The organism is Alteromonas sp. HB246098 (genome assembly GCF_054890645.1).
This window is the reverse complement of sequence record NZ_JBTZUG010000001.1, coordinates 983,414-1,009,769: the sequence shown is the minus strand read 5'-3', so window position 1 is coordinate 1,009,769 and position 26,356 is coordinate 983,414. Positions and strand designations below refer to the sequence as shown.

Below are 26,356 nucleotides of genomic sequence, written 5' to 3'. Positions count from 1 at the left end.
CAAATTATTACAGCCAAGCTTGAATTTAGTCTATGCCACGCTGTGTTTCCAAATAGCTAGCAAAACTGCCAAGCCAGTGGCTTCCCATGTAGTGCATATCACCAAACACCGCGTTTAGTCCTGCATCACGGTGTGCTTTTAGCGTTTTCTTCAGTACAGGTAAGCGTGCGTCATCGTCTGGTAAAGCGCTTATAATGCCTTCAATCATCCACGCACGGCTGATATTAAGCCCGTCTAGGTGAGCGAGCTTACCATCCGTTTTGTCTGTAACAGTCGCAGGTGCTAGCCAACTTGAAGTTTCAGCGGTTAGGTCTGGAAAGAATGCTGAAAGCCATTGGCTGTAGTCTTTTTTAGCCATTACTCGGCGCATTAGGTCGGCTTCAGCCAAGCACGGTGATAGGAAATCCTGCCCTGAAGGCTCGTAAGCTAGGGGGCATTGCTTATCAGCCTGGTAATATTCTTTTACTCTAGATGTAAGTAGTGCTTCAAAGTCCCTGTTATCTGCTACCTTCGCCCAGTCTAACATTAGGCCAAAAGCAAAGGCGGTTTGGCTGTGTTCACCGGTTCGGATTGGGTAAGCCAATTTAGGTAACCACGCGCTTACTCTAGACACAATTTCTTTCTCAAGCGGAAGTAGTGTGCTTAGCCATACCTTTGCTTCTGGAACAGTCGATTGACGCAGTTCAGCGGTTAACTGTAAGAACCAAGCAAGACCATAGGGACGTTCAAACGACGCATTATTTTCACGGTTGAGGCTTACCAATTCACCCTGAATATTCGCTGCTGTAAAGCTGATATTTAGCTTTTCAATAATCTCATCTTTATTCACCCCGTCTTGAGCAGTATTTAGCATTCTTACTAGGAGCCAATGGCCATGAACTGATGAGTGCCAGTCTAAACATCCGTAAAATGCGGGGTAGAGTTGACTTGGTGCCTTTACGTCATCGCCATCATTCATCATGTGTTTTACAACATTGGGAAACTCTTGATGAATACAATGGAGCGCGAGGTTAGCAAAAACGCTTTCGTAATTGCTGTTAGAAACGCCAGTGGGAGCATTTGCTACTAAAGCTTGATTGGCACCGGCACTGCCCTTGTTGTTGGCTTCAATTGTCGGTGAACTACTAGCAAAGGCGTTGTGGGTGGCAAACGCTGTGGCAAATGCAAGGGTACAGCGAACAAGTTTTTTTATTTTGAACATAGTGTTGCGCACTTAATCAATGAGAAGTATATCGCCAATGTATAGTGATAAATGCTTTGAATAAAGTGCTGCGCGATACATAACGCCCCAGCACTTTAAACAGCAGCAACAGGCTTTTTTGAACCCTACGCACTAGCTCCGATGGCTTCTAGTTTGGCGGTGTATTCATCGAAAGAACCAATGGTCCTTTCTACCCAGCCAGCATTGTAATAGGTTTCACTATATCGCTCTCCGCTGTCGCACATAAGCGTTACAATTGAGCCCGCTTCACCTCGCTGCTTCATTTGTTCAGCAATACTTAGTGCACCCCATAAGTTTGTGCCAGTAGAAGGGCCGGCTTTAATTCCCATGGTGTTGTTTAGCCAATGCATGGTTGCAATACTAGCCGTATCGGGAACAGCAATCATGTCGTCTATAACATCATGCTGAAAAGAGGCTTCAACTTTAGGACGTCCTATCCCTTCTATGCGGCTTCCTCGGGTAGCCGTAAGTGTATGATCCTTGTATTTAAAGCTATCAAAGAATACGCTGAATTCAGGATCTACTACCACTAGCTGAGAAGAAAGACCTTTGTAGCGAATGTAGCGGCCTATGGTTGCTGATGTTCCGCCAGTACCAGCACTCATAACCACAGTGTGTGGAACAGGGTGGGGCTCGGCTTTCATTTGCTCAAAGATACTCTCAGCAATATTGTTATTTCCGCGCCAGTCTGTAGCGCGCTCAGCGTAAAGGAACTGGTCCATAAAGTAGCCATTAAGTTCTTTTGCTACCTTGGTGGCTTCGCTGTGCATTTGTGTAGGGCAGTCAACGAAATGACACTGTCCACCGTAGCGTTCAATAAGCGCTATTTTACTTTGGGCGGTAGATTTAGGCATGACGGCAACAAACGGAACGCCAATCATTTTAGCGAAGTAAGCTTCAGACACCGCTGTACTGCCTGATGAGGCTTCAACGACCGTGGTCCCTTCTACAATTTTTCCATTACACAGGGCGTATAGAAAAAGAGACCGGGCTAGACGGTGCTTTAGGCTCCCTGTCGGATGAGTGCTTTCATCTTTCAGATAGATATCAACATCTTTAAAGGCGATTTGCTCTAGCTTGATTAAGTGCGTATCAGCCGAGCGTTGATAATCTGCATTGATAATATTTATCGCTTTTGAAACCCAGCTTTTCATAACACTTCTCTCTTTCTATTAACCTATTGGCCATTATTTAAAAATGCGCTGCAGTTAGAGTTCAGGGAGCTGTACTCTCTAAACGCCAGAAAAAGAATATCAGTACAATACGAGTAATAGATTCTATTATTCCACTGTACAGCAATTTTAATGCAATTTAATTGCGTTAAATGATTTAATAGTGCAGTTATTTTTTAAAATGATCGTGCGCGAAAGTTTGAGAGATTAAAACTAATCCAAGGTTATAACGACAAGGGCAAAAAGATAGCCGAAAGGAAGGTAATTTTAGGAAAGGTTCATTGCACCTAACGCCAAACAGACCCTAGCTATTCTTCAGTACAAAAAAGTTCAGAATCCTCTTCTATATTGGTATCGTTAGCAAACGACTTTATTAAAAGGTAACAACATGAAAATTAGGGCGCTTTTCTTTGCCACAGCTCTTTTACCCGCATTATGTGTATCTCCGTTGGCTTATTCGAAAGAAGAGCAAATGCTAAAAGTTGCTACATTTAACGTAAGTATGGAAGCCACTAACTATAAAGCGTTGGGCATGAAGCCGAGCGACAAAGTACTTCAGCATGTTCTGTCTACGGGCGAGCACCCTCAAGTTAAAAATATTGCTGAAATTATTCAGCGTGTTAACCCTGATATTCTGATGCTGAATGAGTTTGACTACATTGCAGATAAGCGTAAAGGGGTGGGAGCGTTTATTAAGAATTACCTAAATGTTTCACAGCGTGGGCTCAAGCCAGTGGATTACCCTTATACCTATGTGGCGACAGTTAATACGGGCGAGCCCACCACCTTCGACTTAGACAACAATGGTAAGGCAGAAGGTTTTGGTGGGGATGCTTACGGCTTTGGGCTTTATCCTGGACAATACGGTATGGCGCTACTGTCAAAATACCCTATTGATGTGGATAGTATCCGTACCTTTCAGAAATTCAAATGGCACCATATGCCTCATCCCCAAGTACCTATTATTCCTGATGAAAATGGCAATGTGGGCAGCGGCACCCCTTGGTACGATGTAAATGAGTGGGAGGCATTAAGGTTAAGCTCGAAGTCTCACTGGGACGTGCCAATTAATGTGGGTGATAAGACTGTACATGTGTTAGCCATGCACCCAACCCCACCGAATTTTGATGGAAACGAAGACAGAAACGGAAAGCGTAATTTCGATGAAATAAGGTTAATGGCAGATTACCTTTCTCCTGACAAAGGTACATATATCTATGATGACACGGGTGAGAAAGTTAACCTATCAAACAATACGCGCTTTGTGCTTGTAGGCGATTTTAATGCTGCCGATATCGGGGACAAACACAGAGAAGGTGTAATAGAACAGCTTACTGAACACCCGCTTGTCAATAACGACACAATTCCAACAAGCGCAGGTGGTGCAGGCGCGTCAGGCGCTGCGTTTAGCAATCGTTTTACCGCCTATTGGGGCGCCAGAGCCGACTATGTTCTACCATCTCGATATGGATTCGATGTACATGATGCAGGCGTTTTTTGGCCAGCTAAAACGAGTGACCTGTATCGATTGGTTAAAGATCGTGCCGCCAGCTCAGATCATAGGCTAGTCTGGGTAAGCTTGTCGCTAGAACAAGATAAATAAAGCTCATTAACCGATTTCCCATTATTTACTTATTGTTTCATATCACTAGTAATGGCCGCGGCAAGCGGCCTTATGTAGCCTTATATAGCGTAATTTAGCCCAATTTAGTCTAGCTGCGTTTTTCGGTTTTGATCTGACACCGAATTAAATATTGTGAAGTAGGCAACTACCACTAAGTTAGCGACAAACCAAAGGTCTTTAATAACGAACTGCCCTAGACGGTTAACGATGGTGGCACTATTAAAGGTATCAGGCACGCTAAATAAAAACGTTTGAGTCATCAAAAATACGGATAAACAAGCGACTCCACTCGTAATGATCATTGGCTTGTTCTTAATGTAAATACCTACGCCCAAAACAAGCGCAAAGAAGACGTCAAACCCACCAATTACATTCGATGCTCCCTGTACACTGAACACGTCATAAAGCCACGACATAAACGGCGAGGTTTCTACTAACCCAACAATTGCATTGGCTTCAAATTCGAAAAACTTCATGCTTCCTATCCATAGTAAAACCATGGCTACAGGTGCAAAGTTAAGGTAAGTCAGCTGTTTATGCGAAAGTTTGTCGCGATAAAACAAGAACAGAAAAAGCGGTAATACTGCGAAGTACTTGATGATGCCTTGACCACTTCCGATAATCGGGAAGCCGCCTAAATCGGCCATCCATCGCCCGGAAGATAACAAGGTGAGTAGGGGGATTGCGGTAACCAATGCAGCGAATAGCGTAACCGGTTTTGGTGACACTAGCTTAAATCGTGCAGCAAATGTCATTAAGGCTAGCAGCAATAATGTAATCCCAGTGATAGCACCAAGTGCATTTTCGCTAACCATTGCACCTAACGAGTAGAAGTTAAAAGTCGTTATTAGTGCATTAGGGTTTGCACCCAGTAAAAATGTTAGGCCAAGAACAGAGAAGCTGAAAGCTATTAAGGCGGTTACCAGGTTTTCGGTTTGTTGTAGTGTCATAAAGCATCCGTAAATACTGCAAGTTTTGCGAAGTGTATGTAGAGACCTGCCTAGGTATCACTAAAATTTCAATGGTTTGATAATTTATTGAGCATAGCGCAGCGCACGAATAAAGATTTATTGAAAAAATAAGAACTTATCTAATAGCCGTGGTCATAAGTATCGCAGGTTTAAAAAAGCGTGGCTTTTGAGTAGTCGTTGTTTAAAAAGTAAAACAAATAGAGGGAAAGAATGAAACAGGCAGGCGTTAAGATACAGCATCGGTTTGGGGCCTGGTTGGCAGTGGGCTTGGGTGCAACTTTAACGGCTTGCGGTGCGCAGCCCCCAGAAGTCATTGAGCAGCCTATAGCAAGTGTTGAAGAAATTGAAAAATTAGAGCAAGTTGTTGATACCTCTTTGCCGTTAGTACAGCAGGCCTATTCCATAAAGTCTGAAAAAGTGTGTGATAAACAGGGGGGGAACTGGAAGAAAGTAGGCCGACAGCAGGCGTATGCTTGTGTTTTACCGGCGAATGATGCTGGCAATGCGTGTAATGACAGCAGCGAGTGCGAAGTAGCCTGTGTCACAGAAAATAATCAGGTGGATGCTGGGCAAAAAGCAAGTGGGGTGTGTTTAGAAACTACCGACCTATTTGGCTGCAGAGCTTATGTGTCTAATGGTGTGGTGGAGCATACTCTGTGTGTTGATTGAGGAAGCCTTGAATGAAGCGCTCGCCACTGGCGATGCGCTTCATAAATCACTAGTTAATTAATGTTCGGGAAGTCGAGCCTGTCTAATTCGCTCGCCGTCTCATTACATTCACCTAATAGATGCAGTCTATCTTCGGTTTGATGCGTATCGATTTCGATATAGCCAGTTTGGCAGTAACCGGTCTCTTCCAGTTTTTTATCAAGAGATGCGTAGAGTTGCTCGGTCATTCTCTCACTGCTACCAGAAGATTTTTGTGCTGAGCCTCCTCGGCTTTCTTGCCCACCACGGCCGCCACGACCACCACCTTCACCCCCACGGCCGCCTCTGCTACCACCTTTAGCGCCTTCTCGCGGTTTCATTAATGGAATGCTAAACGCGAAGAGCTTAGTACCATCTTGCTTAATTTGAGTTTCAAAGAATATTTCATCCATGTCTAAAGGTGGTGGCCTATGAGCGCACGCACTGACAATCAAAGAGGTAGTTATTACTAATAGTGTTTTATTCATTTTATTTAATGCTTATTTGAACCACGTCACTTTGAGATTCGAACGCCTCTTTAGTTGCAGCGCCCAGTGTAAGTTTTAAGTAAAGTAATCATGCGCCCTAAAAAGGTTTACCGATGCGCTAATTGTGCAACACTTGCGTATTCATATTTTAAATCACTTGCATCCGCAATTTGCTTATTTACAGGGATAGGTTCCATGCTTTCCAACATCATTCGTTTCGCGAAAAACATCGTCGTGTCGTTAGTTGCAATCTTTGTGTGTTTTGGTGTGCTCGACTTCTTGTGGCTTGGCGTTATTGCGGATGGCTGGTATCAAAGTGAAATGGCTCCTCTGCTTAGATGTCAATTTATTACGTGGCCTTGGGTAGTGTTTTATTTAATGTATGGATGCGTAGTGTTTGTACTTGCCGTGGTAGCGAACAGAGAGAAGTCGCTACTTTATGCTGGAATAGATGGCGCGCTTTTAGGGTTAGCCAGTTATGGCGCCTACAACTTAACGGCATACAGCATCATTGAGGGTTTTACTTTGTTTATTATGCTGATTGATTGGGCGTGGGGTACTTGCCTAACCAGCGCTAGCGCCATGGCCGGCTGGTTAGGGTTTCAAATGGTTAAGGGAAAGAGTAGCGAATAATGCGTTTTAAAACGCTGGCGTATTGTTTTAAAAAGCCTCCAGTGTTGTAGTGCATGCCGTGTTCTTTGAATACGGCCTCTACCTTTGGGGCCATTTCTCTATAGCGTCTGGCAGGGATATCCGGGAACAAGTGATGCTCAATCTGAAAGCTTAAATGCCCAGTAAGCACGTGAAACAGGTTTCCGCCTTTTATGTTCGACGAGCCCAGCGCCTGTCGGTAGTACCATTGCCCTCGGGTTTCATTAACACAATCTTCTTGTTTAAACGTTTCCACGTCACCAGTGAAATGGCCGCAAAAGATAATAGTAGATGTCCATAAATTGCGTAGCAAATTGGCGATAAGGTTGCCGGTAAACACCCATAAAAATAACGGTCCAGCTAACAGAGGAAATAGCACGTAATCTTTTACTAACTGACGTGCGCCTTTACTAAAAAAGCGTTTCTTAAGCTCGCTATGAGTAACCTGATTCTTACGGTTGTCTTTCTTCTTTCCAAAGAAGACCCGTTCTGCAGCCATCTCGTGATACGACACACCCCACTGAAACATCACGCTAAGTACGATGTAAGTGGCGAACTGCCATAGGTTTTTTACACGCCATCTGAAATCGTTAGACAGGCGAAGCAAGCCGTAGCCAAAGTCTCTGTCTTTGCCAATAATGTTGGTATAGGTGTGATGCTCGTAATTATGAACGCGATTCCAACTCGCACCATCACAGGCAATATCCCACTCATAGCTTTTCGAATTGATATGTTTGTCGTTCATCCAATCGTACTGGCCGTGCATCACGTTGTGGCCTATTTCCATGTTATCGAGAATTTTAGCTGTGGCTAAACTCAATACACCGGCAACCCAGAGCAGCGGTTGAATGAACCCCAACATCAGTAGTATCCGGCCGCTCCATTCGCAAATACGCTGAATGAGAATAATGCGTCGAATATAGGCCGCATCTTCAGCACCTACTTTCTGTTTGATATCAGCTTTGATTTCATCAAGTTGGGCGGCAAGTCGCTCGTAGTTCGGTTTCTTTTCGGTGCTCGTAGCCCCAATTACTTGAGTATTATGAGTTTCACACTCCGGTAAGTGCGCTTGTTCAATCGCTGCTTCACGGTGTTGTTTGTCTATTGCAACGCTAGTGTTCATAATTGAATCTCCACATCGGTAACGGCTTGTGATACACACAACTGAATAAGTTGCTCTGCGCTATCTGAAAGTTCGCCAGTACGGGTATCTCTTACCACGCCCCTTTTCTTAACACATTGGCACTGGTGACAAATCCCCATTCCACATCCGTAGGTCACGGGTTGCTCTGCTTGTTGAAGCTGTGAAAGCAGGGTTTGCTGATTGTCGATAGCCAAAGATTGGCCGTTGTGTACCAAAGAGAAGGTTTCGTTTTCGGAAAGGCTGGTGTTGCTCACCACAGGCAGCGCAGCGAAATGTTCGCTTGAAACAGGCACGTTAATTGTTTTTGCGTAAGTTTCAACTTGCTCGAACATGGCATGTGGGCCACACACCAACCAGTGCGCATCAGCAAAGTAAGACAAATGGGCTTCTACATCCCCATCTTTTTGCTTAGTTAAAACATCATAGGTGAAGCTTTCACAGCGTTTACTGAAGGCAGATAGCTCGTTTAGCAATACGTGTTCATTGGGCTTGGCAAAATAAAGCAAATGCACTGCTTTTTGTTTTACCTTCGCATCGTTAATAGCATCGTCAAGCATGGCAATGAAAGGTGTAATACCTGAGCCGCCCGCAATCATGAGAAGAGGCTTTTGCGTCTCAGGCCATACAAACTCTCCCATAGGGGCTGAGATATTTACCCATTGATTAGGCACACAGGTATGTAGGTAAGGGGTTAGCGCGCCTCGGGCTTTTACCTTTGTGACCAAGCGGATCTGCTTGTCTCTTTGGTGGCTATTAGCACCACTCGCTATGGTAAACACGCGAGTGGTGAGCCTGCCGTTAAGTTCTATGGTTAATGCGATATGCTGCCCTGCAATATGCGTAGGCCAAGAGCTCTCCGGTCTAAGTAAAACCTCCAGCATATCTGCACTTAGTTTTTTTACTGCCACTACCTTGGCTCTGAAATACCCATCGCGCCACGCGGGTTTAATTTGCTGCATCAATACCTCCCAGTAGCCCTTCCAAGAGCCGTGGTGGAATATGCGATCAGTGAATTTATCGAGTAATAGTTTCAATGTAGAAATCACACCTGTATTTCGTCGGAATATCTTAAATACAAAAAGGATAAAAATGTTTTAGCTTACACTTGTACGCTAATTCGGCGAACAAGTGTAAGCTTAATTTTTTCTGCGTCAAGAGGGGAGGCGGGAAATTTAGGATAACGTCGTCGAAATGCACCGCTACCTTTGTGAAAAATGCAAAAGTACTTTGTTAAAAGTACGGGTTCTAACCTTGCTTATGGACCTTATATTTACCGTTATCTAAACGTGTAAATTGCAAGACTCAAGTTTAAAGGACTGTATTATGAAACTATTTGAAAGCATATCGCTGGCTGGGAAAACGCTGAATAATCGAATTGTTATGCCGCCAATGACCCGCTCCCGCTCAACACAGCCAGGAGATGTGCCCAACGCATTAATGGCTGAATATTACGCACAGCGCGCAAGCGCTGGTCTAATTGTCAGCGAAGGCACACAAATTTCGGCACTCGGTAAGGGGTATGCGTGGACACCAGGTATTTATACCAAAGCGCAAATCAAAGGCTGGAAGTTGGTAACAGACAAAGTCCATAAAGCGGGTGGTGTAATGTTTGCGCAACTTTGGCATGTGGGCCGCGTATCCCACCCTTCAAATACAGAAGGGCAGCAGCCAATTAGCGCATCGGCAATTCAAGCAAAAGGCGTAAAGGTGTTCGTTGATGAAGGCGGCAACCCTGGCTTTGTTGAGTCGGTCATGCCACGCGAAATGAGCATTGAAGATATAAAGGACGTGGTAGAAGAGTATCGCGTTGCGGCGCGCAATGCCGTAGATGCCGGATTTGATGGCATTGAGTTGCATTCGGCTAATGGTTACTTGCTTAACCAGTTTATTGATTCTCAAAGTAATACAAGAACTGATGAATACGGCGGAAGTGTACAGAACCGTATTCGATTCTTGAAAGAAGTGGTGCAGGCTGTGTCTGAGGAAATTGGCGCTGATAAAGTAGGTGTACGTTTAGCTCCACTAACAACGTTAAACGGGACCGTCGACGACAATCCCGAAGAGACCTATCTTGCGATTGCTTCCATGCTAAATAGCTTCAACACCGGCTATATACACATAGCCGAAGCTGACTGGGATGACGCGCCGCAAATGCCAATATCATTTAAACAGGCGATTCGTGAAGCCTTTAGCGGTCTGCTCATTTATGCCGGAAAGTACGATGCAGCGCGTGCGGAAAAAGCGCTGTCAGAAGGGTGGGCAGATATGATTGGTTTTGGTCGACCTTTTGTGGCAAACCCCGATTTGCCCTATCGATTAGAGAACAAGTTACCGTTAAATACGCACAACCCTGATACCTTGTTTGGTGGCGGTGAGAAAGGCTATACAGATTATACATTTGCTAAATAGCCGTAAATGTTATGGGGTGCACACTGCTGCGCATAAAGGAGCTGCGCTTCTTTATGCGCTTTTTAAACTATCTATACGCGCTGCAGTTTATAATTAAGAAAACGTTAGTGTTTTTAGTTAATTTACGTTCGGCCAATTGCAATGCGATTGAAATATCACATCTCGCCTAGAAGTTGCGGTTTCGAAATAGCCAAGCGGCGATACCACTTCCAGCTATCAACATTGAGGTGACCAACCATAGTTTTGAAATAGGCGTACCATTGGGGCACTGAAGCGCCATGGTCGCGCCGGCTAAATTTTGACAGTCAAAAAGTTGGCCCAATGCCAATACTAAGAGACCAAGCAGTACTCCGATAACAGCATAAGACAAATTATTTAACGACATACTTTTCCTATTACTTTTCCATTTATCGCTTATAACGACTTTATGGTTTACCCTGCACACTTGTGGGAAGCGAGAATGTGCTAAACCAGTGCACGAATTAAGATGCCAAGAAGCGTTTAATGCTTTATAAGTTTTATCTTATGGGCTTTAAGCGTATTACCAATGCTTACTGTAAGCCGTTTAACGGTAATATTATTCAATTCACCTCAAGCGACTAACAAAAGTTCGCTAGCGTGTGCAAAAACTGGGTCGCAATATTTGCGCCAACCCCTATCAAAATTCCTTCAAATTCGGTACTATCCGCGGTCTTAATTTTTTAACGAAATAAGCGGACTATGTTTGAAATAAACCCCGTTACTAATGCGATAAAAGATATCCGCGAGCGCACCGAAGCGCTTAGGGGGTATCTTTGACTTTGATGCAAAGTCAGAGCGTTTAGAGGAAGTTAGCCGAGAGTTAGAAAGTCCTGATGTTTGGAACGAGCCAGACAGAGCGCAGGCACTTGGCAAAGAAAAAGTGGCCCTTGAGCAAATCGTTGAAACGATCCATAAGCTCGATCAGGGTACAGAAGATGTTGAAGGTCTTGTTGAATTGGCGGTTGAAGCCGAGGATGAAGACACCTTTGTTGAGGCTCAAAGTGAACTAGAAGGCTTAATTGAACAACTAGAGGTGCTTGAGTTTCGCCGTATGTTCTCTGGTCCAAATGATGAGAACGACTGCTACATTGATATTCAGTCGGGCTCTGGTGGCACAGAGGCGCAAGATTGGGCCAATATGTTGCTTCGCATGTATTTGCGTTGGGGTGAAGCCCACGGTTTTAAAACTGAACTCATTGAAGTATCAGACGGTGATGTAGCCGGGATTAAAAGCGCAACTTTGCGTATTCAGGGCGAATATGCATTTGGTTGGCTACGCACAGAAACTGGCGTGCACCGCTTGGTTCGTAAGTCACCGTTTGATTCGGGTAACCGCCGTCACACGTCATTTTCATCTGCGTTTGTATACCCAGAAATTGACGACGACATTGATATAGATATCAACCCGTCTGACTTACGTATAGATACCTATCGCGCATCGGGCGCAGGTGGACAGCACGTAAACAGAACGGACTCTGCGGTACGTATTACCCACGAACCAACGGGCATAGTGGTGCAGTGTCAAAATGATCGCTCGCAGCACAAAAACAAAGATCAAGCGATGAAGCAGTTAAAAGCCAAACTTTATGAGTTTGAACTGCAAAAACAAAACGCTGAAAAACAAGCGATGGAAGACAGCAAATCTGATATCGGCTGGGGAAGCCAAATACGCTCTTACGTTTTGGACGACTCTCGCATTAAAGACTTGCGTACTGGCGTGGAAACACGTAACACTCAAGCCGTGCTAGATGGCGACTTGGACAAATTTATTGAAGCCAGCCTGAAATCTGGGCTGTAAACCGAACAACGAAGTGAAAGGTTATGACTGACCAACAAACAGACGATAACAAATTGATTGCAGAGCGCCGTGCTAAGCTAAGCGCTATTCGCGAGCAGTGCCGTGCGAACGGTTTCCCAAACAGCTTCCGTCGCGAAAACTATGCGGATGAGCTTCAAGCTAAGTTCGGTGAATTCGACAAGGAAACGCTGCAAGAGCAGGGAAACAAGGTAAGCATTGCTGGCCGTATTATGGCAAAGCGTGGTCCTTTCATGCTGCTTCAAGATATGACAGGCCGTATTCAAGCTTACGCTGATAAAGACACCCAAAAGGCCCTTAAAGCAAAATACGGTGCACTGGATATTGGTGACATCATTGGCGTAGCGGGCGACTTGCACAAGTCAGGTAAAGGCGACCTATACGTAAACATGGAGCAATACGAGCTGCTTACTAAAGCACTGCGTCCATTGCCAGAAAAGTTCCATGGTTTGAGCGACCAGGAAACTAAGTATCGCCAGCGTTACGTTGACCTAATTACAAGTGAGCAAACCCGCAAAACCTTTATGATCCGCAGTAAGATTGTAAACGGCATTCGTAACTACCTTACTGAACGTGACTACCTAGAAGTAGAAACGCCGATGCTACAGGTTATTCCAGGTGGTGCGACTGCGAAGCCGTTTGTAACTCACCACAATGCGCTAGACATTGATATGTACCTGCGTATTGCACCAGAGTTATACCTTAAGCGCTTAGTCGTTGGTGGTTTTGAGCGTGTGTTCGAAATCAACCGTAACTTCCGTAACGAAGGTTTATCAACGCGCCATAACCCAGAGTTCACTATGCTTGAGTTCTATCAAGCGTATGCAGACTACAATGACCTGATGAACCTTACAGAAGATATGCTTCGTACGTTGGCGGAAGATATCCTTGGTACAAGTATCATCAAAAACACAACTAAAGACGCTGAAGGTAACGTAACGTCTGAAGTTGAATACGATTTTGGTAAGCCGTTTGACCGCTTAAGCATGGGCGAAGCTATTCTTAAGTACTGGCCAGAAGCTAATGAAGAAGCTATTCGCGACCCAGAGGCGAACCTTGACGCGCTTAAAGCAATGGCAAAACAGCTTCACATTAAAGAGCCTGAAGTTGATGGCATTTGGGGTGCGGGTAAGTACCTTTGCGAAATCTTCGAAGCAACAGCAGAAGAGAAGCTTATCCAACCTACGTTTATTACAGAATATCCGTGGGAAGTATCGCCGCTTGCGCGCCGTAACGACAACAACCCATTCATTACAGACCGCTTCGAGTTCTTTGTAGGTGGACGTGAATTAGCGAATGGCTTTAGCGAGTTGAACGACCCAGAAGATCAGGCGGAACGTTTTGCGAAGCAGGTTGAAGAGAAAGACGCTGGCGACGATGAAGCCATGCACTTTGACGATGACTACATCCGCGCCCTTGAATATGGCTTGCCGCCAACAGCGGGTGAAGGTATTGGTATCGACCGTCTAGCGATGTTGTTTACCGATAGCTCTACCATTAAAGATGTTATCTTGTTTCCACACATGAAGCCTCAAGCACCAAAAGATGGCCAAGAAGCGGGTGAGCAAGAGTAAAAACGGTTATAAACGCTAAGGTTTTAAACACTTAGCGCTTTAACACGCTCTACCAAAAGGGTGTTCTCGGGAACGGGGATACCCTTTTTCTTTGCCATTTCCACAATGTAACCGTTAATGGCGTCTATTTCTGTTTGCCTGCCGTGAGCAATATCTTGATGCATGCTGGAGTAGTTTTCACCTGTTGCTTTAGCTACCGACAACACGTTTTTTAGTACCTCATCTTCATTGAAGTTAAACCCATATGCGTTAGCCACTAGCGTGAACTCATGGCATATCTTGCGGCGAGTTTGCTCAAATTCAGCATCAGCAATGTGCTTATTTTGAATATCGTGAAGTGCCGTTAGTGGATTAATTACGGCATTAACGGAAAGCTTGGCCCACAGTGCTGTTAAAATATCACTTCGGTATTGCACAGGCGGAAGCGAACTATCTAAAGTAGCAATTGCATTTGCAAGCTGTGGTGCTACTTGTAAAAGGTCTGCAAGCTTTTGAGGTATTGGCTTAGCTAAATTAGACGCGCCGATTTGCGTTGCTCCTAGCCCTGTATACTTCACGTGAAAATCGCCGCTTGATGTGCTTTCTTTTAACGCGCCATGGCTCGTTGTAGCAAGAAGCAGCGGATAATCGCCGCCTAACAAATCTCGTGCAACCTCTAGCCCGCCCATACCATTGTGCATCAGCACAACCGTCGGTTTTTGATTGAGGTAGGGAAGCCATTGTATTAGAGCAGCGTTAAGTTGATACACTTTAAGTGGAAGTATTAACACGTCATCTTTTTCAAGAATGACAGGCGCTGGCATAGCAGCTTTTAGTTCAATACTTTGGCCATCTCGCCATTTTGCGCGAGCAGGCATGGTCCTAATATTTCTGGGGTAGCAATCATAGGGCACGCCATTTTTATGAGCGCTCGCTGCAATTAAACTCCCGATGGCACCGCCACCGACTATATGTAGTTTTCCCATTAATATCTGTCAAATGTTGTATTAGGTTACTGTTTTACTTGTACGGAACGGGTTTACCTTGATGACGCTCTTATAAAGATTCAGACAAGAAGCGCGCTGGAATTGCCGGCCATGGATAAGCGTCTGGTGCATTAAGCGCCTCAACCCAAGCGTGCATGTCTTCTTGGCTAATTACTTCGCCCGCATCAAAAGGTGCGGTTACTGATAATTCACCTTTCGATAGAGGAAGGCGCAAGTGCCAAGCATGAAGGTAGAGCCTATCTGACGCCGCACCGCCGTAAAGTGTATCACCTAAAATAGGGGCCCCGACGCTTTTAAGCGCGACTCGAATTTGATGGGTTTTCCCTGAATGAGGTTTAACAACGAAACCACGAGTTCCCGGTCTAGCTGCGCTACTGAAAAACTGAGTTATCGCTGGGTTTTCCTGAGTTTTAAGCAAAATACGCTGGCCACCGCGACGATTTTTCATATCGCCGATTATCATGCCCTGTTTCTTTTTAGGTTTGTTACTGCTTAAGGCTAGGTAGTATTTGCTGACGCGTCTTGATGAAAAAAGTTCGCCGATTTCTGCCGCCACCGTGGCATTTTTAGCTAAGCATAAGCATCCTGAGGTACCGGTATCTAGGCGGTGACAAAGGTGCAATTCTTTAACGGCGAGCTGCTTTTTTAAAACAGTAACAATACCGTCTACCTTTCCTGCTTTAATACCTTTCGTTGGATCTTGTTTTACGCCAGTTTCGTCGACAGCGTCGTGCATGGCAACGCCAACAGGCTTATTAACGACGATAAGATCAGCGTTTTCAACGAGGATAGGAATGTGTAGCACTAGCTATTTTCTAACTCTTCGATAGCTTCTTCATAATCTAGCTCGTCAACCGCATCGATAATAGCCGTGCGTTTTTCTTGAGGTAAGGCAAGGGCGTCTAGCCACTCGTCTAGTTTATCCTGTGCAATAAACTCACTGGCTTTAAGTGCGGCCAATAACTGCTTTCGAGCTTGCTCAGCGGCAGCGCCATTTGCAGGGACAGAAGCGGTAACTTCTGGCTCTTTGATTAATGCATCTACCGTGGTAATTGTCTCATTTAGCACGGCGACAAACGCAGGGTATTCATCAGCGACTTGTCCGTCGTTTCGAAAGCTACTTTCAACAGGCTTGCTTGCATTGTGAAGCGCAAACATACCTAGATTTCCTGTTACGCCCTTGAGGGTATGAACAAGTGAATAAGCCTCAGTGAAGTCACCCTTTGCAATATGTGCTTGTAAGTCAGCATCTAGAGAACGATATTCGTCCGTGAACTTACCTAGTAGGGTGAACAACAGTTTTTTGTTACCACTTAACTGTGACATTCCGAAATCTATATCGAGTACTGTTGTTGACTGATCCATACATCTATCCTTTTATTTCGCAACTTCTTTTCGGACAATTTCTAGTCCAAACGCAAACCATTTGTCAGTTCATTCGTACCACTTAACGAATTCAACTGGCTAAAGCCTTTATTACTAAAGACTATGAAGTGTAAGTGTATTTCAGAAATACACAAATTAATACATCCATAGCAAAGTCGAAGCAAGTAAAGCGTTAAAAAGTCTGGTAGTCTTCAAAAATTCGCTCGCGCTTTTGAAATCGCAACTTCATTCTTGACCGCCAAGTTAAGTGGTTACGGCAAAATGTAGTTAGAGTGAAGGCGAGTGAAAACATGTAGTAATTGAAAAGGAATCATCATGTCAGGAAAACTGACCCTTCGTACCCTCTTAATGGCTATAGGCGTTATAGCAGTATCAGCGTGTCAGCACGTGCAAGAAGAACAGGCGACTAGTAAATCAGATACCGCCGCAACGACATCAAATAGCGTTTCTATTCCTTATGAAAAATATACGCTTGCTAACGGGCTGACTGTCATCCTTCACGAAGACCATTCTGACCCTCTGGTGCACGTCGATGTAACTTATCACGTTGGTTCGGCACGAGAAGAAATTGGCAAATCTGGCTTTGCCCACTTCTTCGAGCACATGATGTTTCAAGGGTCAAAACACGTTGCTGATGAACAGCATTTTAAAGTTATTACAGAATCTGGCGGCAATTTAAACGGTACGACTAATACCGATCGCACTAACTACTTTGAAACTGTGCCGGCAAACCAGTTAGAAAAAGTGTTATGGCTTGAGTCTGATCGAATGGGCTACCTGCTAGAAGCCGTAGACCAAACCAAGTTTGAAAATCAAAGAGAGACAGTTAAGAACGAACGAGCACAACGGGTGGACAATCAGCCTTACGGGTTGCGTTTTGAGCTTAATGGCGAAGCGCTTTATCCTGAAGGGCACCCGTATTCGTGGATGACTATTGGTTATGTAGAAGACTTAGATCGGGTAGACGTAAACGACCTGAAAGCCTTCTTTAAGCGCTGGTATGGCCCCAATAATGCTGTGCTAACCATAGGTGGCGATATCGATGTAGCTAAAACTAAAGCCTGGGTGAAGAAGTACTTCGGCGAAATACCAGCTGGCCCTGCAGTAGAAGAGCCTGAGCCACAGCAGGTGACGTTAAACGAAACCCGTTATGTCACCCTTGAAGATAAGGTTCACCTTCCACTTCTTCAAATAACCTATCCAACGGTATACGGTCGCCACGAAGATGAAGCGCCGCTTGATGTTTTAGCCGATATTTTAGGTGGTGGTAAAACTTCATTGTTTTATAAAAACTTAGTAAAAGAGGGCATGGCAGTGCAGGCCGTGGTGTCTCACCCTTGCCGTGAACTCGCCTGTGAATTTCAGCTACTCGCCTTGGCTAACCCTGCAAAAATCACTTCACTCTCAACACTTCAAAATGTGCTAAATGAAACACTTAAAGAGTTTGAAACAAGAGGTGTCACCACCGATGATTTAGCGCGAACAAAAGGTAAAATTGAAGCGCGTACGGTGTTTGGCTTACAAAGTGTGTCTGGCAAAGTGTCAGCCCTTGCTGCTAACGAAACCTTTTATCAAACGCCCGATTTAATAGCCGAAGATATTGAACGCTATAACGCGGTAACGGCTGAAGACATCATGCGCGTTTACAACAAGTATATTAAAGATGCTAACAGTGTAGTGCTGAGTGTTGTGCCGAAAGGGCAGGTGCAACTAGCTGCGGCGGAGCAAAACTTTGAGCGCCCGGTAAGAAATATTGAGATAGAAACCGCCGAAATTACAGATGACGATGCTTTTGCCAGCGCAGTATCAAGTTTCGATAGAAGCGAAATGCCAAAGGCTGGCGAGGCACCGGTTGTAGAAGTCCCCGATTATTGGGAAGCTGAACTTGCTAACGGTATAGAAATGCTTGGCGTTACCAGTACTGAAACTCCAACGGTAACGTTTACCCTAGGCATGGACGGTGGCATGTTGCTAGACCCTGAAGGTAAAGCTGGAACGGCTTATCTGACCGCTTTGCTTATGAATGAAACTACAAAAAATTACAGTAACGAAGCATTGGCTAACGAGCTTGCTAAGCTGGGAAGTGCTATCCGTTTCAGCACTGCTGGTAGGTATTCGCAAGTCTATGTATCAACATTAACTAAGCATCTAGATGAAACCTTAGCACTGTTAAAAGAAAAGTTGTTCAACCCTGCGTTTACGCAAGAAGACTTCAACCGTATGAAAGAGCGGGTTGTACAGGGGCTACAGCAGCAAGCGAAAACGCCTTCAAGCCTGGCGCGTCGTGCACGAGATCTCATCTTGTTTGGGGAAGAGAATCGCGTAAGCCTGCCTGACGAAGGTACATTAGAATCAGTACAAAACATCACGTTAGAAGACGTTAAAGCGTTTTACACCAATTATTACTCACCTGATAAAGCGAGTATTGTGGTTGTCGGTAACTTACCGAAAGAGGCTATGGTAGATACTTTAGACTTCATCGGTCAGTGGAAAGGTCAAACCTATGAGTTCGCTGATTACAGTGACTTCCCTAAGTATGAAAAAAATCAGATATTCCTGGTAGACAGCCCAGAAGCGGTACAGTCAGTGGTATACCTAGTTGATCGAAGCCTGCCTTTTGATGCAACAGGCGATCACTTTAAGTCCCGTCTTATGAACTTTCCGTTAGGTGGGGCATTTAATAGCCGTATAAATCTTAACTTGCGAGAAGATAAAGGTTTCACCTATGGAGCAAATAGCGGTTTTGTGGGTGGTAAAACCCTTGGATGGTTTGAAGCAAGTACCGACCTAACCGCTGCCAATACAGGTGAAGGAATTTCTGAAGTTCTAAAAGAGATTAATCGCTACCGCACTGAGGGCGTGACTGAGGAAGAAATAGCCTTTATGCGCAATGCCTTTACGCTAAGCGATGCGTTAGAATTTGAAACGCCTGCTAGTAAAGCGCGCTTCTTAAGACAGCTGCTCAGTTACGACTTGGAGAAAGGCTATCGTGAAGAGCAGCTTACTATTATTAACAATATTGATAAGGAAACGATGGATGCGTTAGCAAAGCAATATTTGAATCTCGATAAGATGCAAATTATTGTAGTAGGTGATAAAGCTAAAATTTTGCCTCAGTTAAACGCGCTATCGATGCCAATTATCGAGTTATCAGTAGAGAGTAACACCCGAGAAACGTTAAACTGATAGATTGATTTTTGTTGAATTTACACTATTGCCCCCCATAACAGGGGGCAATATTGACATAACGGACCACAATTTTGACTGTAGACTCATCCCGTTTTGAAGCGCGCATCGCTGCGCTTAAGTCACCCGAATTCCTAGCTGCGCTAAAAGACATTAAGCGTGGCGTAGAGCGCGAAGCCCTTCGTATAAACCCAAATGGTACATTGGCGCAAACGCCTCATCCTAAATCACTTGGGTCAGCGCTAACTCACGACTCAATAACCACTGATTTTTCTGAATCTCTGCTTGAGTTTATTACACCGCCAGAAAACAGTTCTGCCAAAACGATTTCTCAGTTAAAAGATATCCATAGGTTTGTTATTGATAACATTGGCGACGAGCAAATATGGCCGCTAAGCATGCCGTGTTTCATCGAAGATGATGCCGATATTCCAATTGCTTACTTTGGTGAGTCAAATGTAGGGAAAATGAAACGGGTGTACCGCATAGGTCTTAAAAACCGTTACGGCAGTATGATGCAAGCTATCGCAGGCGTTCATTTTAACTTTTCCTTACCAGACAGCTTTTGGAAACTTTGGGCTGAATTGAACGGCAAAGAATATTCGCAAGACCAGGTTTCAGCGGATTACTTTGGGTTAATTCGCAACTATCGCCGCCTTTGCTGGCTAATACCTTATCTTTATGGCGCATCTCCCGCACTTTGTGGTTCATTCCTAAAAGGTAAAAAGCACGCTTTGCCATTTAAGAAAGTGGGTAAAGGTACGGTGTACATGCCTCATGCCACATGCCTTAGAATGAGTGACTTAGGCTATACCAGCGCAGAGCAGTCGTCGCTTAAAATTTGTTACAACCAGCTCGACAACTACGTCAAGCTGTTGCGGGATGCTATGAATACACCGTCTTCGCGCTTCAGCCAATTTGCTGCTGGGGACGAAGGCAATTATCAACAGCTTAGCCGCAATATCATTCAGATTGAAAATGAGCTGTACTCGCCTATACGACCAAAGCAGCCTACCAAATCAATGGAAAAGCCAACAGATGCCTTGGTTCGCCGCGGTATCAATTACATTGAAGTACGTGCGCTAGACGTTAATCCGTTTTCCGCAGTGGGTATTTCACAGACCCAGTTTGATTTCTTAGATGTATTTTTGGTTGCATGTTTGCTAATGCCAAGTGCTGAGCTCGATGAAACTCAACTTAACGAAGCGAAAGAAAACATGAATCGAGTAGTACTAGAGGGGAGAAACCCAGACCTAGTGCTACAAAATGATGGGGTGGATATAACGTTACCTCAGTGGTGTACTTCGCTGTTTAAATCATTCGAACAGGCCGCTGAATTACTCGATATGGCTAACGATACTTCTCGCTACAGTGAAGCGGTGAAAACTGAGTTTGCCAAAGTACAAGACCCCGATTTAACGCCGTCAGGTAAACTGCTTTCTATGCTTTTAGAAGACGACAAAGATAATGGAGTACTAGGATTAGAACTCGCGCAGGCCTATCAATCTGAGATGAAGTCTTTTGAGTATACGGATACCGACGCCGCAGGATTTGCTGCCCAAGCTGAAGTATCGTTTGCTGCACAAAAAGAAATTGAAGCGGCTGATGAGAAAGACTTCGATACATTTATACGTGATTATTTCGCTGAAGCCCCAGCAAAAAAAAATGCCTGACATAGGTCAGGCATTAAAAGGTTCCAGGGAAACACACATTTTACTAGAACATTAGTTAAGACAAGCTATGAACCAAAAGTTCAAAAAACTGGTTGTTTTTTTATCAACTCTCATCGTACTTTTTCCACTGTTTATCGCTGGGTGTGCAACTACGCCTCCTAAAGACATCAGTAATTTGTGTGAAATATTCTACGAAAAGGACGATTGGTATGATGCAGCTGCTGACGCAAGAGATAAGTGGGGCGTGCCGATTCATGTGCCTATGGCCATGATGTACCAGGAAAGCTCTTTCCGTCACGATGCGCTACCACCTCGCGATTATGTGTTCTTCGGGCTTATTCCTTGGGGGCGTGTCAGTTCGGCGTATGGTTACTCACAGGCTAAAACGCCTACGTGGGCAGACTACATGCGCGAGACTGATAATAGTGGTGCGGATAGGGATGATTTTGAAGATGCCATCGATTTTATGGGGTGGTTTATCTATAAATCGCAAAAAGTAAACGGTATTTCTAAATGGGACGCCTATGCACAATACCTTAACTATCACGAAGGGTGGGGCGGCTATAAACGCAGAAGCTATGACAGAAAACCTTGGCTTAAGAAAGTGGCGTCAAAAGTAAAAGCCCGCTCGCTACGTTACGCGACACAACTTAAAACCTGCGAAGAAGACCTGCAAAAAGGTTGGTTTATGAAGTTGTTTAGCTAGCTTTAAAAAGCGAATATTTATTTTGTGTTTAAGACGCGGCTTGTAAGTCGCGTTTTTTATGTCAGTAAGAGAATGAGTAGTAAAAGAAAAAATGAGGGATAGACGGGCGTCTACCCCTCAGCGACGCTAAGCCAAGACCGTTTTTTACCCAACGTCGAACAGGCATTTACAAGATAGTGCAAATGATAATGATTTGCAATAACTTTATGGCGTTATTTTTACTTTCTTTAAATTACGCAGTTTTCTTGGTTAGTTTGCAGGCGCAATCCTAGATCCTACTTTATACTTTACTCACAACTAGCAATACTGCATTAGGTAGAAAGTAGCGACAGCAATGTATGGACAATGAAAAGTTTAGCGCACATGGCGAGGTTAGAGCTCTCTTCGTAGAAGATAAGAGAATATTAACCATCGATCTTAGCGGCCCTTTCAATTTAGAATTTATCCGTAAGTATCAACGTGTGGTGGGCGCAGAAAGAAGAAAGATTAATGTTCCTTGTTGGGCAAGCCTAGTTAATGTTTACGGCTTAGCGCTCGCGCCCATGGAAGCTACAGACGATGCACAACTAATAGTAGATGAAGCCGTTGATTCAGGGCTTGTTGCCACTGCTGTGGTTCTTCATGAACCAGAGGGACTCGCACTGCAGCAAAAGTTCTGGTCAAGAATTTACGATGCGTCCACGTTGCCTTTCCAATTTTTTAGCGAAACACCTAAAGCCTCAGAGTGGTTGAGCGAGAAAATTACTTCTGGCATGAGCTCGAAGGGCGTTTATCAAAACAACAACATTATAAGGTAAGGGATAAAAGGTACGAACAGTGCGAACTCATTCGTTTTCTCGGTTGCTATCTTTGCAATCACTTCCTTTGTATTAAATGATCTAAGCATCACCACACTTCCTATCAATTCTATAAAGGCATAACAGGAGGTAGCCATGGTAGGAAGTCAGCATCAATATCGTTTTTTCAACGTCAATAACGTGCTATTTGATATCCCAAGCAGCGTATACGACGACAGAACGGTAGACGAATGGTTTGCGGCGATTGTTAAAGAAGGAAGAAAGAGAGAACATTGGGTAATATTCTCTATTCCGGATAAAAGTTTAACTGTCACCCATACAGCAGCAAAACAACTCTGTAGTCGATTACCCTATTTAAAATCTTACGGTTGTCTTGGATTTTTGCTTTTAGCGACCCACACTAACGCAAAGATATTTCAGCACAGTTTAAAAGCTACGCCCTCTAACTTTGACGTGAAAGTGAGTGAGTCGATGGAAACACTTTGTAGGTCTGCTGAGTTAATGTTAGGAAGTGAAAACGAGCTTAATATCTTTAACCGTTTTAGACCGTAATAACCTTGTAATCTACGTCAGCCAAAAAAGCTTGATGACTTTTAAAAACGGTTTGAAGCACACCATAATTTGACCTGGATCAAGCATACTAGACGCAGCTATATGGCTAATTTTTACTATTGATCTAGATCATAATCTTCAAGGCAAGTCTTCTCTATTATTCACTTAGTTAAAGAGGAGACTTATTATGATGTGGACTATGATGAAAGACCCAGTGGTGTGGGGCTCACTATTAGGTATAGGCATTATTGTTGCGATGATGATGTACTACACCTATTTATTTATGCACAACAGCGCAGACGAAGATAAATAGACCGCACTACGCAGCATTGCCCTATCGTTTGTTGTTTTGAAGCGGTATGTCAATAAGCACCAGTAATGCAGCTTGCCCGCCGTATTCAAGAGGGGCTTGATGGAAAGCACGTACGTGTGGGTGCTGGACTAAGTAATGGGGTAGGGCAGCTTTTAACACGCCTTGCCCAAAACCGTGCATCACGCAAACACAATCAATCAGTTCTTTTCTCGCAGTGTGAATAAGCGCCGCAAGCTCTGCTTTTGCCATTTCTCGGGTTAACCCATGCAAATCCAGTGTCATTTCTGGCGAGTAGTCGCCGCGACGTAACTGTTTCAAAATATGCGTAGACTCACCTTCCTGGCAAAAGCGCATAGGGCCTTCTTGAGGTAGTGCCGCTTGATACATGTCAGAAAAGTTGAAACTAGCTGCAAGTTGCTTGCTGTGTTTTAGATGTTTACCTTTTATTTGCTGTGACTTTTTAAATAACTCAACCTGTTTATCAGGCTCTACCTTATCTTGCGATATAGGTGTGACGCCCTGCATAACATCAGCAAACGAAAAAGTCTCTTCTTCAGCGCTTGAGGACGTATCGCGCTTATTTGCGCCCTCTAGCCCAGCTCGCCCCGTAGGACGCTTTGGTTCAGCCAGTTGCTTTTTTAATGCTTTGAGTTCTTTTTTAAAGGTTTTCATCAAATATAGCTTTGGTAAATAAACATAAGTTCAATAATTCAAAACGCCTAAATTATAACGAATAGAAAGATTCGGTACGTAGTTAATTATGTGAATCGGTATGAAGTTTGGGTATGATACCAGCTTTGAAATTTTTGATGTACCAAAACGCCATGACCGATAAGTTTTACCTCGAAGAAGCCATTGAAGATCTGCATACCCTGTTAGATATGACACGATGGGCAACCAGCCGTTTTAACGACGCGGCTTTGTACTTTGGTCATGGTACTGATAATGCGTGGGACGAAGCTACTAGCCTCGTTATGCAGGCACTGCATTTACCTCACCCTATCTTAGAGCAGGCTGGCGAGAACATTCTTAGCTCACGCTTGACCAAAAGTGAACGTGAAAAAATTGCCGAGCTCGTTTTAAAGCGCGTACAAACTCGTATGCCGTTGCCTTATATTACAAACGAGGCCTGGTTTTGCGGTATGCCATTTTACGTGGATGAACGTGTGCTTATTCCACGTTCGCCATTTGCCGAACTCATTCAAAATGAATTTACGCCTTTTGTAGAATCGACGCCAAACAGCATTCTCGACATGTGCACAGGCGGTGCGTGTATCGCTATTGCACTTGCTCATGCATACCCTGAAGCCCAGGTGGATGCCGTTGATATTAGCACGGATGCACTAGAAGTGGCCGACATTAATATTCAGGAACACGGTCTTAATCATCGTGTTTATCCCATTCAGTCAGATTTGTTTTCTAGCCTAGAAGGTCAGAAATACGACTTGATCGTTTCTAATCCACCGTATGTGGACGCGGAAGATATGGCCGACTTACCTGAAGAGTATCATCACGAGCCTGAACTTGCGCTCGCCGCAGGCGACGACGGCTTAGACCTCGTGGATATTATGCTTAAAGATGCGCCCAATTACCTCAATGATGGCGGCTGGCTGTTCGTAGAAGTAGGCAACAGTGAAGTGCACATGAATGAAAGGTTTCCTGGCTTAGAAGTCATTTGGTTAGAATTTGAAAATGGTGGTTCAGGTATTTTTGCCGTGCGCAAAGACACACTAGTACAGTATTTTAGTAGTAAGGATTAATAGTTAATTATGTCAGGTAACAGCTTCGGAAAACTTTTCACTGTAACCACGTTTGGTGAAAGCCACGGCATTGCAATTGGCGGTGTAGTAGACGGTTGTCCTCCAGGTCTTGAGATCACCGAAGAAGATCTTCAGGTGGATTTAGACAGACGCAAACCAGGCACTTCGCGCTATACCACAGCGCGAAGAGAAGACGACGAAGTACAAATTCTATCTGGCGTATTTGAAGGCAAAACAACAGGCACTAGTATTGGTTTGTTGATTAAAAATAAAGATCAGCGAAGCCAAGATTACGGCAATATTAAAGACCGCTTCCGCCCAGGTCATGCTGACTATACCTATGATCAAAAATACGGTAGCCGTGACTATCGCGGTGGTGGACGTTCATCAGCCCGCGAAACAGCTATTCGCGTAGCCGCTGGCGGTATTGCGAAGAAGTACTTAAAAGAAGTGCACGGTATCGAGGTGTTGGGTTATTTGTCTCAGCTTGGCCCTGTTACCGTTGATAAGGTAGACCACAGCGTCACCAACACCAACCCATTTTTCTGTCCAGATGAGTCTAAGTTAGATGCACTGGATGAATACATGCGTGACCTTAAAAAATCTGGCGATAGCATCGGCGCGAAAGTGTCGGTTGTAGCTAAAAATGTTCCCGTGGGCCTAGGCGAGCCAGTCTTTGATAGGCTGGATGCGGAAATCGCCCACGCTATGATGGGAATTAACGCAGTGAAAGGCGTTGAAATTGGCGATGGCTTTGACGTTATAAACCAAAAAGGTAGTGAACATCGCGATACGCTAACGCCAGAAGGTTTCTCTTCAAACCACGCAGGTGGTGTATTAGGCGGCATTTCTACCGGTCAGGATATAGAAGTGCATATGGCACTTAAGCCGACCTCGAGCATTTCGGTACCGGGTAAAACTATCAATAAAGACAATGAAGAGATTGATATAGTCACCAAAGGACGTCACGACCCGTGCGTAGGTATTCGTGCTGTACCCATTGCTGAAGCCATGCTGGCGCTTGTATTGATGGACCACTTGCTGCGTCACCGTGCGCAAAATGCGGGCGTGCTATCGACCACTAAGCCGATTGCGGGTCAGGCATAGCGCTTTTTAATTACAACTAAGCTTAATCGTATCATCTACGCGATGGAGTAAAACACGCAATAACAAGGTTGTATTGCGCTAAATGTTCTCACTATTCGCCACTACCCGTTT

Annotated in this window: 25 protein-coding genes; 14 read left to right on the top strand and 11 right to left on the bottom strand. The window is 44.4% G+C overall.

All coding sequences use genetic code 11. From position 1 onward, the window contains the following. Positions 1-25: 25 nt before the first annotated feature. Both ACYTPF_RS04320 and ACYTPF_RS04315 read right to left on the bottom strand, forming a co-directional pair. Positions 26-1,201: a DUF2891 domain-containing protein gene (locus ACYTPF_RS04320; protein ID WP_461851323.1), complete on the bottom strand. Its 1,176-nt coding sequence runs from the start codon at positions 1,199-1,201 to the stop codon at positions 26-28. A gap of 125 nt (positions 1,202-1,326) precedes the next feature. Beyond that, the gene (locus tag ACYTPF_RS04315; RefSeq protein WP_461851322.1) at positions 1,327-2,376 is read right to left on the bottom strand and encodes a PLP-dependent cysteine synthase family protein; all 1,050 of its coding nucleotides are present in this window, start codon (positions 2,374-2,376) and stop codon (positions 1,327-1,329) included. 406 nt (positions 2,377-2,782) lie between these two features. Between ACYTPF_RS04315 and ACYTPF_RS04310 the strand changes: the two genes are divergently transcribed. Then, complete coding sequence (locus ACYTPF_RS04310; protein WP_461851321.1) at positions 2,783-3,997, top strand: endonuclease/exonuclease/phosphatase family protein; 1,215 nt, start codon at positions 2,783-2,785, stop codon at positions 3,995-3,997. A 104-nt stretch (positions 3,998-4,101) separates the two neighbouring features. Here the strand turns inward: ACYTPF_RS04310 and ACYTPF_RS04305 are convergent, their stop codons facing one another. Then, on the bottom strand, positions 4,102-4,968 hold the full coding sequence (locus ACYTPF_RS04305) for a DUF417 family protein (protein ID WP_461851320.1): 867 nt from the start codon (positions 4,966-4,968) through the stop codon (positions 4,102-4,104). Positions 4,969-5,199: 231 nt separating this feature from the next. On the opposite strand from ACYTPF_RS04305, the gene ACYTPF_RS04300 reads away from it, so the two are divergent. Further along, positions 5,200-5,658 (top strand): hypothetical protein, encoded by a 459-nt coding sequence (locus ACYTPF_RS04300; RefSeq protein ID WP_461851319.1) that lies wholly within the window; start codon positions 5,200-5,202, stop codon positions 5,656-5,658. 53 nt (positions 5,659-5,711) lie between these two features. On the opposite strand, the gene ACYTPF_RS04295 is transcribed toward ACYTPF_RS04300, so the two are convergent. Next, positions 5,712-6,089 carry a hypothetical protein gene (locus ACYTPF_RS04295; RefSeq protein ID WP_461851318.1) on the bottom strand — a complete coding sequence of 126 codons (378 nt, stop codon included), beginning with the start codon at positions 6,087-6,089 and terminating at the stop codon, positions 5,712-5,714. Between the two features lie 270 nt (positions 6,090-6,359). Here ACYTPF_RS04295 and ACYTPF_RS04290 point away from each other — a divergent pair, with 270 nt between their 5' ends. Continuing rightward, positions 6,360-6,797, top strand: a complete 438-nt coding sequence (locus ACYTPF_RS04290) for a DUF2177 family protein (protein ID WP_461851317.1) — start codon at positions 6,360-6,362, stop codon at positions 6,795-6,797. Here the strand turns inward: ACYTPF_RS04290 and ACYTPF_RS04285 are convergent. Both ACYTPF_RS04285 and ACYTPF_RS04280 read right to left on the bottom strand, forming a co-directional pair. Next, positions 6,775-7,938, bottom strand: a complete 1,164-nt coding sequence (locus ACYTPF_RS04285) for a fatty acid desaturase family protein (protein WP_461851316.1) — start codon at positions 7,936-7,938, stop codon at positions 6,775-6,777. The two genes, ACYTPF_RS04290 and ACYTPF_RS04285, sit on opposite strands and share 23 nt — an antisense overlap. Further along, positions 7,935-8,993 carry a flavin reductase family protein gene (locus tag ACYTPF_RS04280; RefSeq protein WP_461851315.1) on the bottom strand — a complete coding sequence of 353 codons (1,059 nt, stop codon included), beginning with the start codon at positions 8,991-8,993 and terminating at the stop codon, positions 7,935-7,937. Before ACYTPF_RS04280 ends, ACYTPF_RS04285 begins: the two co-directional genes overlap by 4 nt. Positions 8,994-9,282: 289 nt before the next feature. Here ACYTPF_RS04280 and ACYTPF_RS04275 point away from each other — a divergent pair, with 289 nt between their 5' ends. Continuing rightward, a complete protein-coding gene (locus ACYTPF_RS04275) occupies positions 9,283-10,368 on the top strand; it encodes an alkene reductase (protein ID WP_461851314.1) in 1,086 nt (361 codons plus the stop codon). A gap of 166 nt (positions 10,369-10,534) precedes the next feature. On the opposite strand, the gene ACYTPF_RS04270 is transcribed toward ACYTPF_RS04275, so the two are convergent. Continuing rightward, positions 10,535-10,753, bottom strand: a complete 219-nt coding sequence (locus ACYTPF_RS04270; RefSeq protein ID WP_071951054.1) for a hypothetical protein — start codon at positions 10,751-10,753, stop codon at positions 10,535-10,537. Positions 10,754-11,088: 335 nt separating this feature from the next. Here ACYTPF_RS04270 and prfB point away from each other — a divergent pair. Then, positions 11,089-12,187 (top strand): peptide chain release factor 2 gene (gene prfB / locus ACYTPF_RS04265; protein WP_179982739.1). Its coding sequence is split into 2 segments (ribosomal slippage): positions 11,089-11,163 and positions 11,165-12,187, totalling 1,098 coding nucleotides; the frame shifts between segments, so codons are not numbered across the junction. A 23-nt stretch (positions 12,188-12,210) separates the two neighbouring features. Then, the gene (gene lysS / locus ACYTPF_RS04260) at positions 12,211-13,779 is read left to right on the top strand and encodes a lysine--tRNA ligase (RefSeq protein ID WP_461851313.1); all 1,569 of its coding nucleotides are present in this window, start codon (positions 12,211-12,213) and stop codon (positions 13,777-13,779) included. 23 nt (positions 13,780-13,802) lie between these two features. Here the strand turns inward: lysS and ACYTPF_RS04255 are convergent, their stop codons facing one another. The 3 genes from ACYTPF_RS04255 to ACYTPF_RS04245 form a co-directional block, all read right to left on the bottom strand. After that, positions 13,803-14,744 (bottom strand): ketopantoate reductase family protein, encoded by a 942-nt coding sequence (locus tag ACYTPF_RS04255; protein WP_461851312.1) that lies wholly within the window; start codon positions 14,742-14,744, stop codon positions 13,803-13,805. 70 nt (positions 14,745-14,814) lie between these two features. Next, positions 14,815-15,570 carry a pseudouridine synthase gene (locus ACYTPF_RS04250; protein ID WP_461851311.1) on the bottom strand — a complete coding sequence of 252 codons (756 nt, stop codon included), beginning with the start codon at positions 15,568-15,570 and terminating at the stop codon, positions 14,815-14,817. Beyond that, positions 15,570-16,130 carry an Hpt domain-containing protein gene (locus ACYTPF_RS04245; RefSeq protein ID WP_461851310.1) on the bottom strand — a complete coding sequence of 187 codons (561 nt, stop codon included), beginning with the start codon at positions 16,128-16,130 and terminating at the stop codon, positions 15,570-15,572. The genes ACYTPF_RS04250 and ACYTPF_RS04245 overlap by 1 nt, the downstream gene beginning before the upstream one ends. Positions 16,131-16,466: 336 nt before the next feature. On the opposite strand from ACYTPF_RS04245, the gene ACYTPF_RS04240 reads away from it, so the two are divergent. The 6 genes from ACYTPF_RS04240 (at position 16,467) to ACYTPF_RS04215 (ending at position 23,378) form a co-directional block, all read left to right on the top strand. Further along, positions 16,467-19,337 carry a M16 family metallopeptidase gene (locus tag ACYTPF_RS04240; RefSeq protein WP_461851309.1) on the top strand — a complete coding sequence of 957 codons (2,871 nt, stop codon included), beginning with the start codon at positions 16,467-16,469 and terminating at the stop codon, positions 19,335-19,337. Positions 19,338-19,411: 74 nt separating this feature from the next. Beyond that, positions 19,412-21,010 (top strand): glutamate--cysteine ligase, encoded by a 1,599-nt coding sequence (gene gshA / locus ACYTPF_RS04235; protein ID WP_461851308.1) that lies wholly within the window; start codon positions 19,412-19,414, stop codon positions 21,008-21,010. 67 nt (positions 21,011-21,077) lie between these two features. After that, positions 21,078-21,716, top strand: a complete 639-nt coding sequence (locus ACYTPF_RS04230) for a transglycosylase SLT domain-containing protein (protein ID WP_269916053.1) — start codon at positions 21,078-21,080, stop codon at positions 21,714-21,716. Positions 21,717-22,054: 338 nt separating this feature from the next. Beyond that, entirely contained in the window at positions 22,055-22,513 is a 459-nt protein-coding gene (locus tag ACYTPF_RS04225; RefSeq protein ID WP_461851307.1) for a hypothetical protein, read from the top strand. 135 nt (positions 22,514-22,648) lie between these two features. Continuing rightward, positions 22,649-23,065: a hypothetical protein gene (locus ACYTPF_RS04220; protein WP_461851306.1), complete on the top strand. Its 417-nt coding sequence runs from the start codon at positions 22,649-22,651 to the stop codon at positions 23,063-23,065. Positions 23,066-23,252: 187 nt separating this feature from the next. Then, positions 23,253-23,378 carry a hypothetical protein gene (locus ACYTPF_RS04215; protein WP_259462646.1) on the top strand — a complete coding sequence of 42 codons (126 nt, stop codon included), beginning with the start codon at positions 23,253-23,255 and terminating at the stop codon, positions 23,376-23,378. Between the two features lie 21 nt (positions 23,379-23,399). Here the strand turns inward: ACYTPF_RS04215 and smrB are convergent, their stop codons facing one another. Continuing rightward, the gene (gene smrB / locus ACYTPF_RS04210; RefSeq protein WP_461851305.1) at positions 23,400-24,050 is read right to left on the bottom strand and encodes an endonuclease SmrB; all 651 of its coding nucleotides are present in this window, start codon (positions 24,048-24,050) and stop codon (positions 23,400-23,402) included. A gap of 152 nt (positions 24,051-24,202) precedes the next feature. On the opposite strand from smrB, the gene prmB reads away from it, so the two are divergent. Both prmB and aroC read left to right on the top strand, forming a co-directional pair. Beyond that, the gene (gene prmB / locus ACYTPF_RS04205; RefSeq protein ID WP_461851539.1) at positions 24,203-25,138 is read left to right on the top strand and encodes a 50S ribosomal protein L3 N(5)-glutamine methyltransferase; all 936 of its coding nucleotides are present in this window, start codon (positions 24,203-24,205) and stop codon (positions 25,136-25,138) included. Positions 25,139-25,147: 9 nt separating this feature from the next. Then, positions 25,148-26,245, top strand: a complete 1,098-nt coding sequence (gene aroC, locus ACYTPF_RS04200) for a chorismate synthase (RefSeq protein WP_020745585.1) — start codon at positions 25,148-25,150, stop codon at positions 26,243-26,245. The last annotated feature ends 111 nt before the right edge of the window (positions 26,246-26,356 follow it).

Coding starts and splice junctions, on each gene's coding strand:
- ACYTPF_RS04290 (WP_461851317.1), top strand. CDS start 6,360: ATGCTTTCCAACATCATTCGTTTCGCGAAAAACATCGTCGTGTCGTTA.
- ACYTPF_RS04320 (WP_461851323.1), bottom strand. CDS start 1,201: ATGTTCAAAATAAAAAAACTTGTTCGCTGTACCCTTGCATTTGCCACA.
- ACYTPF_RS04215 (WP_259462646.1), top strand. CDS start 23,253: ATGATGTGGACTATGATGAAAGACCCAGTGGTGTGGGGCTCACTATTA.
- ACYTPF_RS04305 (WP_461851320.1), bottom strand. CDS start 4,968: ATGACACTACAACAAACCGAAAACCTGGTAACCGCCTTAATAGCTTTC.
- prmB (WP_461851539.1), top strand. CDS start 24,203: ATGACCGATAAGTTTTACCTCGAAGAAGCCATTGAAGATCTGCATACC.
- lysS (WP_461851313.1), top strand. CDS start 12,211: ATGACTGACCAACAAACAGACGATAACAAATTGATTGCAGAGCGCCGT.
- smrB (WP_461851305.1), bottom strand. CDS start 24,050: ATGAAAACCTTTAAAAAAGAACTCAAAGCATTAAAAAAGCAACTGGCT.
- ACYTPF_RS04230 (WP_269916053.1), top strand. CDS start 21,078: ATGAACCAAAAGTTCAAAAAACTGGTTGTTTTTTTATCAACTCTCATC.
- ACYTPF_RS04245 (WP_461851310.1), bottom strand. CDS start 16,130: ATGGATCAGTCAACAACAGTACTCGATATAGATTTCGGAATGTCACAG.
- ACYTPF_RS04300 (WP_461851319.1), top strand. CDS start 5,200: ATGAAACAGGCAGGCGTTAAGATACAGCATCGGTTTGGGGCCTGGTTG.
- ACYTPF_RS04275 (WP_461851314.1), top strand. CDS start 9,283: ATGAAACTATTTGAAAGCATATCGCTGGCTGGGAAAACGCTGAATAAT.
- ACYTPF_RS04295 (WP_461851318.1), bottom strand. CDS start 6,089: ATGGATGAAATATTCTTTGAAACTCAAATTAAGCAAGATGGTACTAAG.
- ACYTPF_RS04310 (WP_461851321.1), top strand. CDS start 2,783: ATGAAAATTAGGGCGCTTTTCTTTGCCACAGCTCTTTTACCCGCATTA.
- ACYTPF_RS04315 (WP_461851322.1), bottom strand. CDS start 2,376: ATGAAAAGCTGGGTTTCAAAAGCGATAAATATTATCAATGCAGATTAT.
- aroC (WP_020745585.1), top strand. CDS start 25,148: ATGTCAGGTAACAGCTTCGGAAAACTTTTCACTGTAACCACGTTTGGT.
- ACYTPF_RS04255 (WP_461851312.1), bottom strand. CDS start 14,744: ATGGGAAAACTACATATAGTCGGTGGCGGTGCCATCGGGAGTTTAATT.
- ACYTPF_RS04270 (WP_071951054.1), bottom strand. CDS start 10,753: ATGTCGTTAAATAATTTGTCTTATGCTGTTATCGGAGTACTGCTTGGT.
- ACYTPF_RS04285 (WP_461851316.1), bottom strand. CDS start 7,938: ATGAACACTAGCGTTGCAATAGACAAACAACACCGTGAAGCAGCGATT.
- ACYTPF_RS04240 (WP_461851309.1), top strand. CDS start 16,467: ATGTCAGGAAAACTGACCCTTCGTACCCTCTTAATGGCTATAGGCGTT.
- ACYTPF_RS04220 (WP_461851306.1), top strand. CDS start 22,649: ATGGTAGGAAGTCAGCATCAATATCGTTTTTTCAACGTCAATAACGTG.
- ACYTPF_RS04225 (WP_461851307.1), top strand. CDS start 22,055: ATGGACAATGAAAAGTTTAGCGCACATGGCGAGGTTAGAGCTCTCTTC.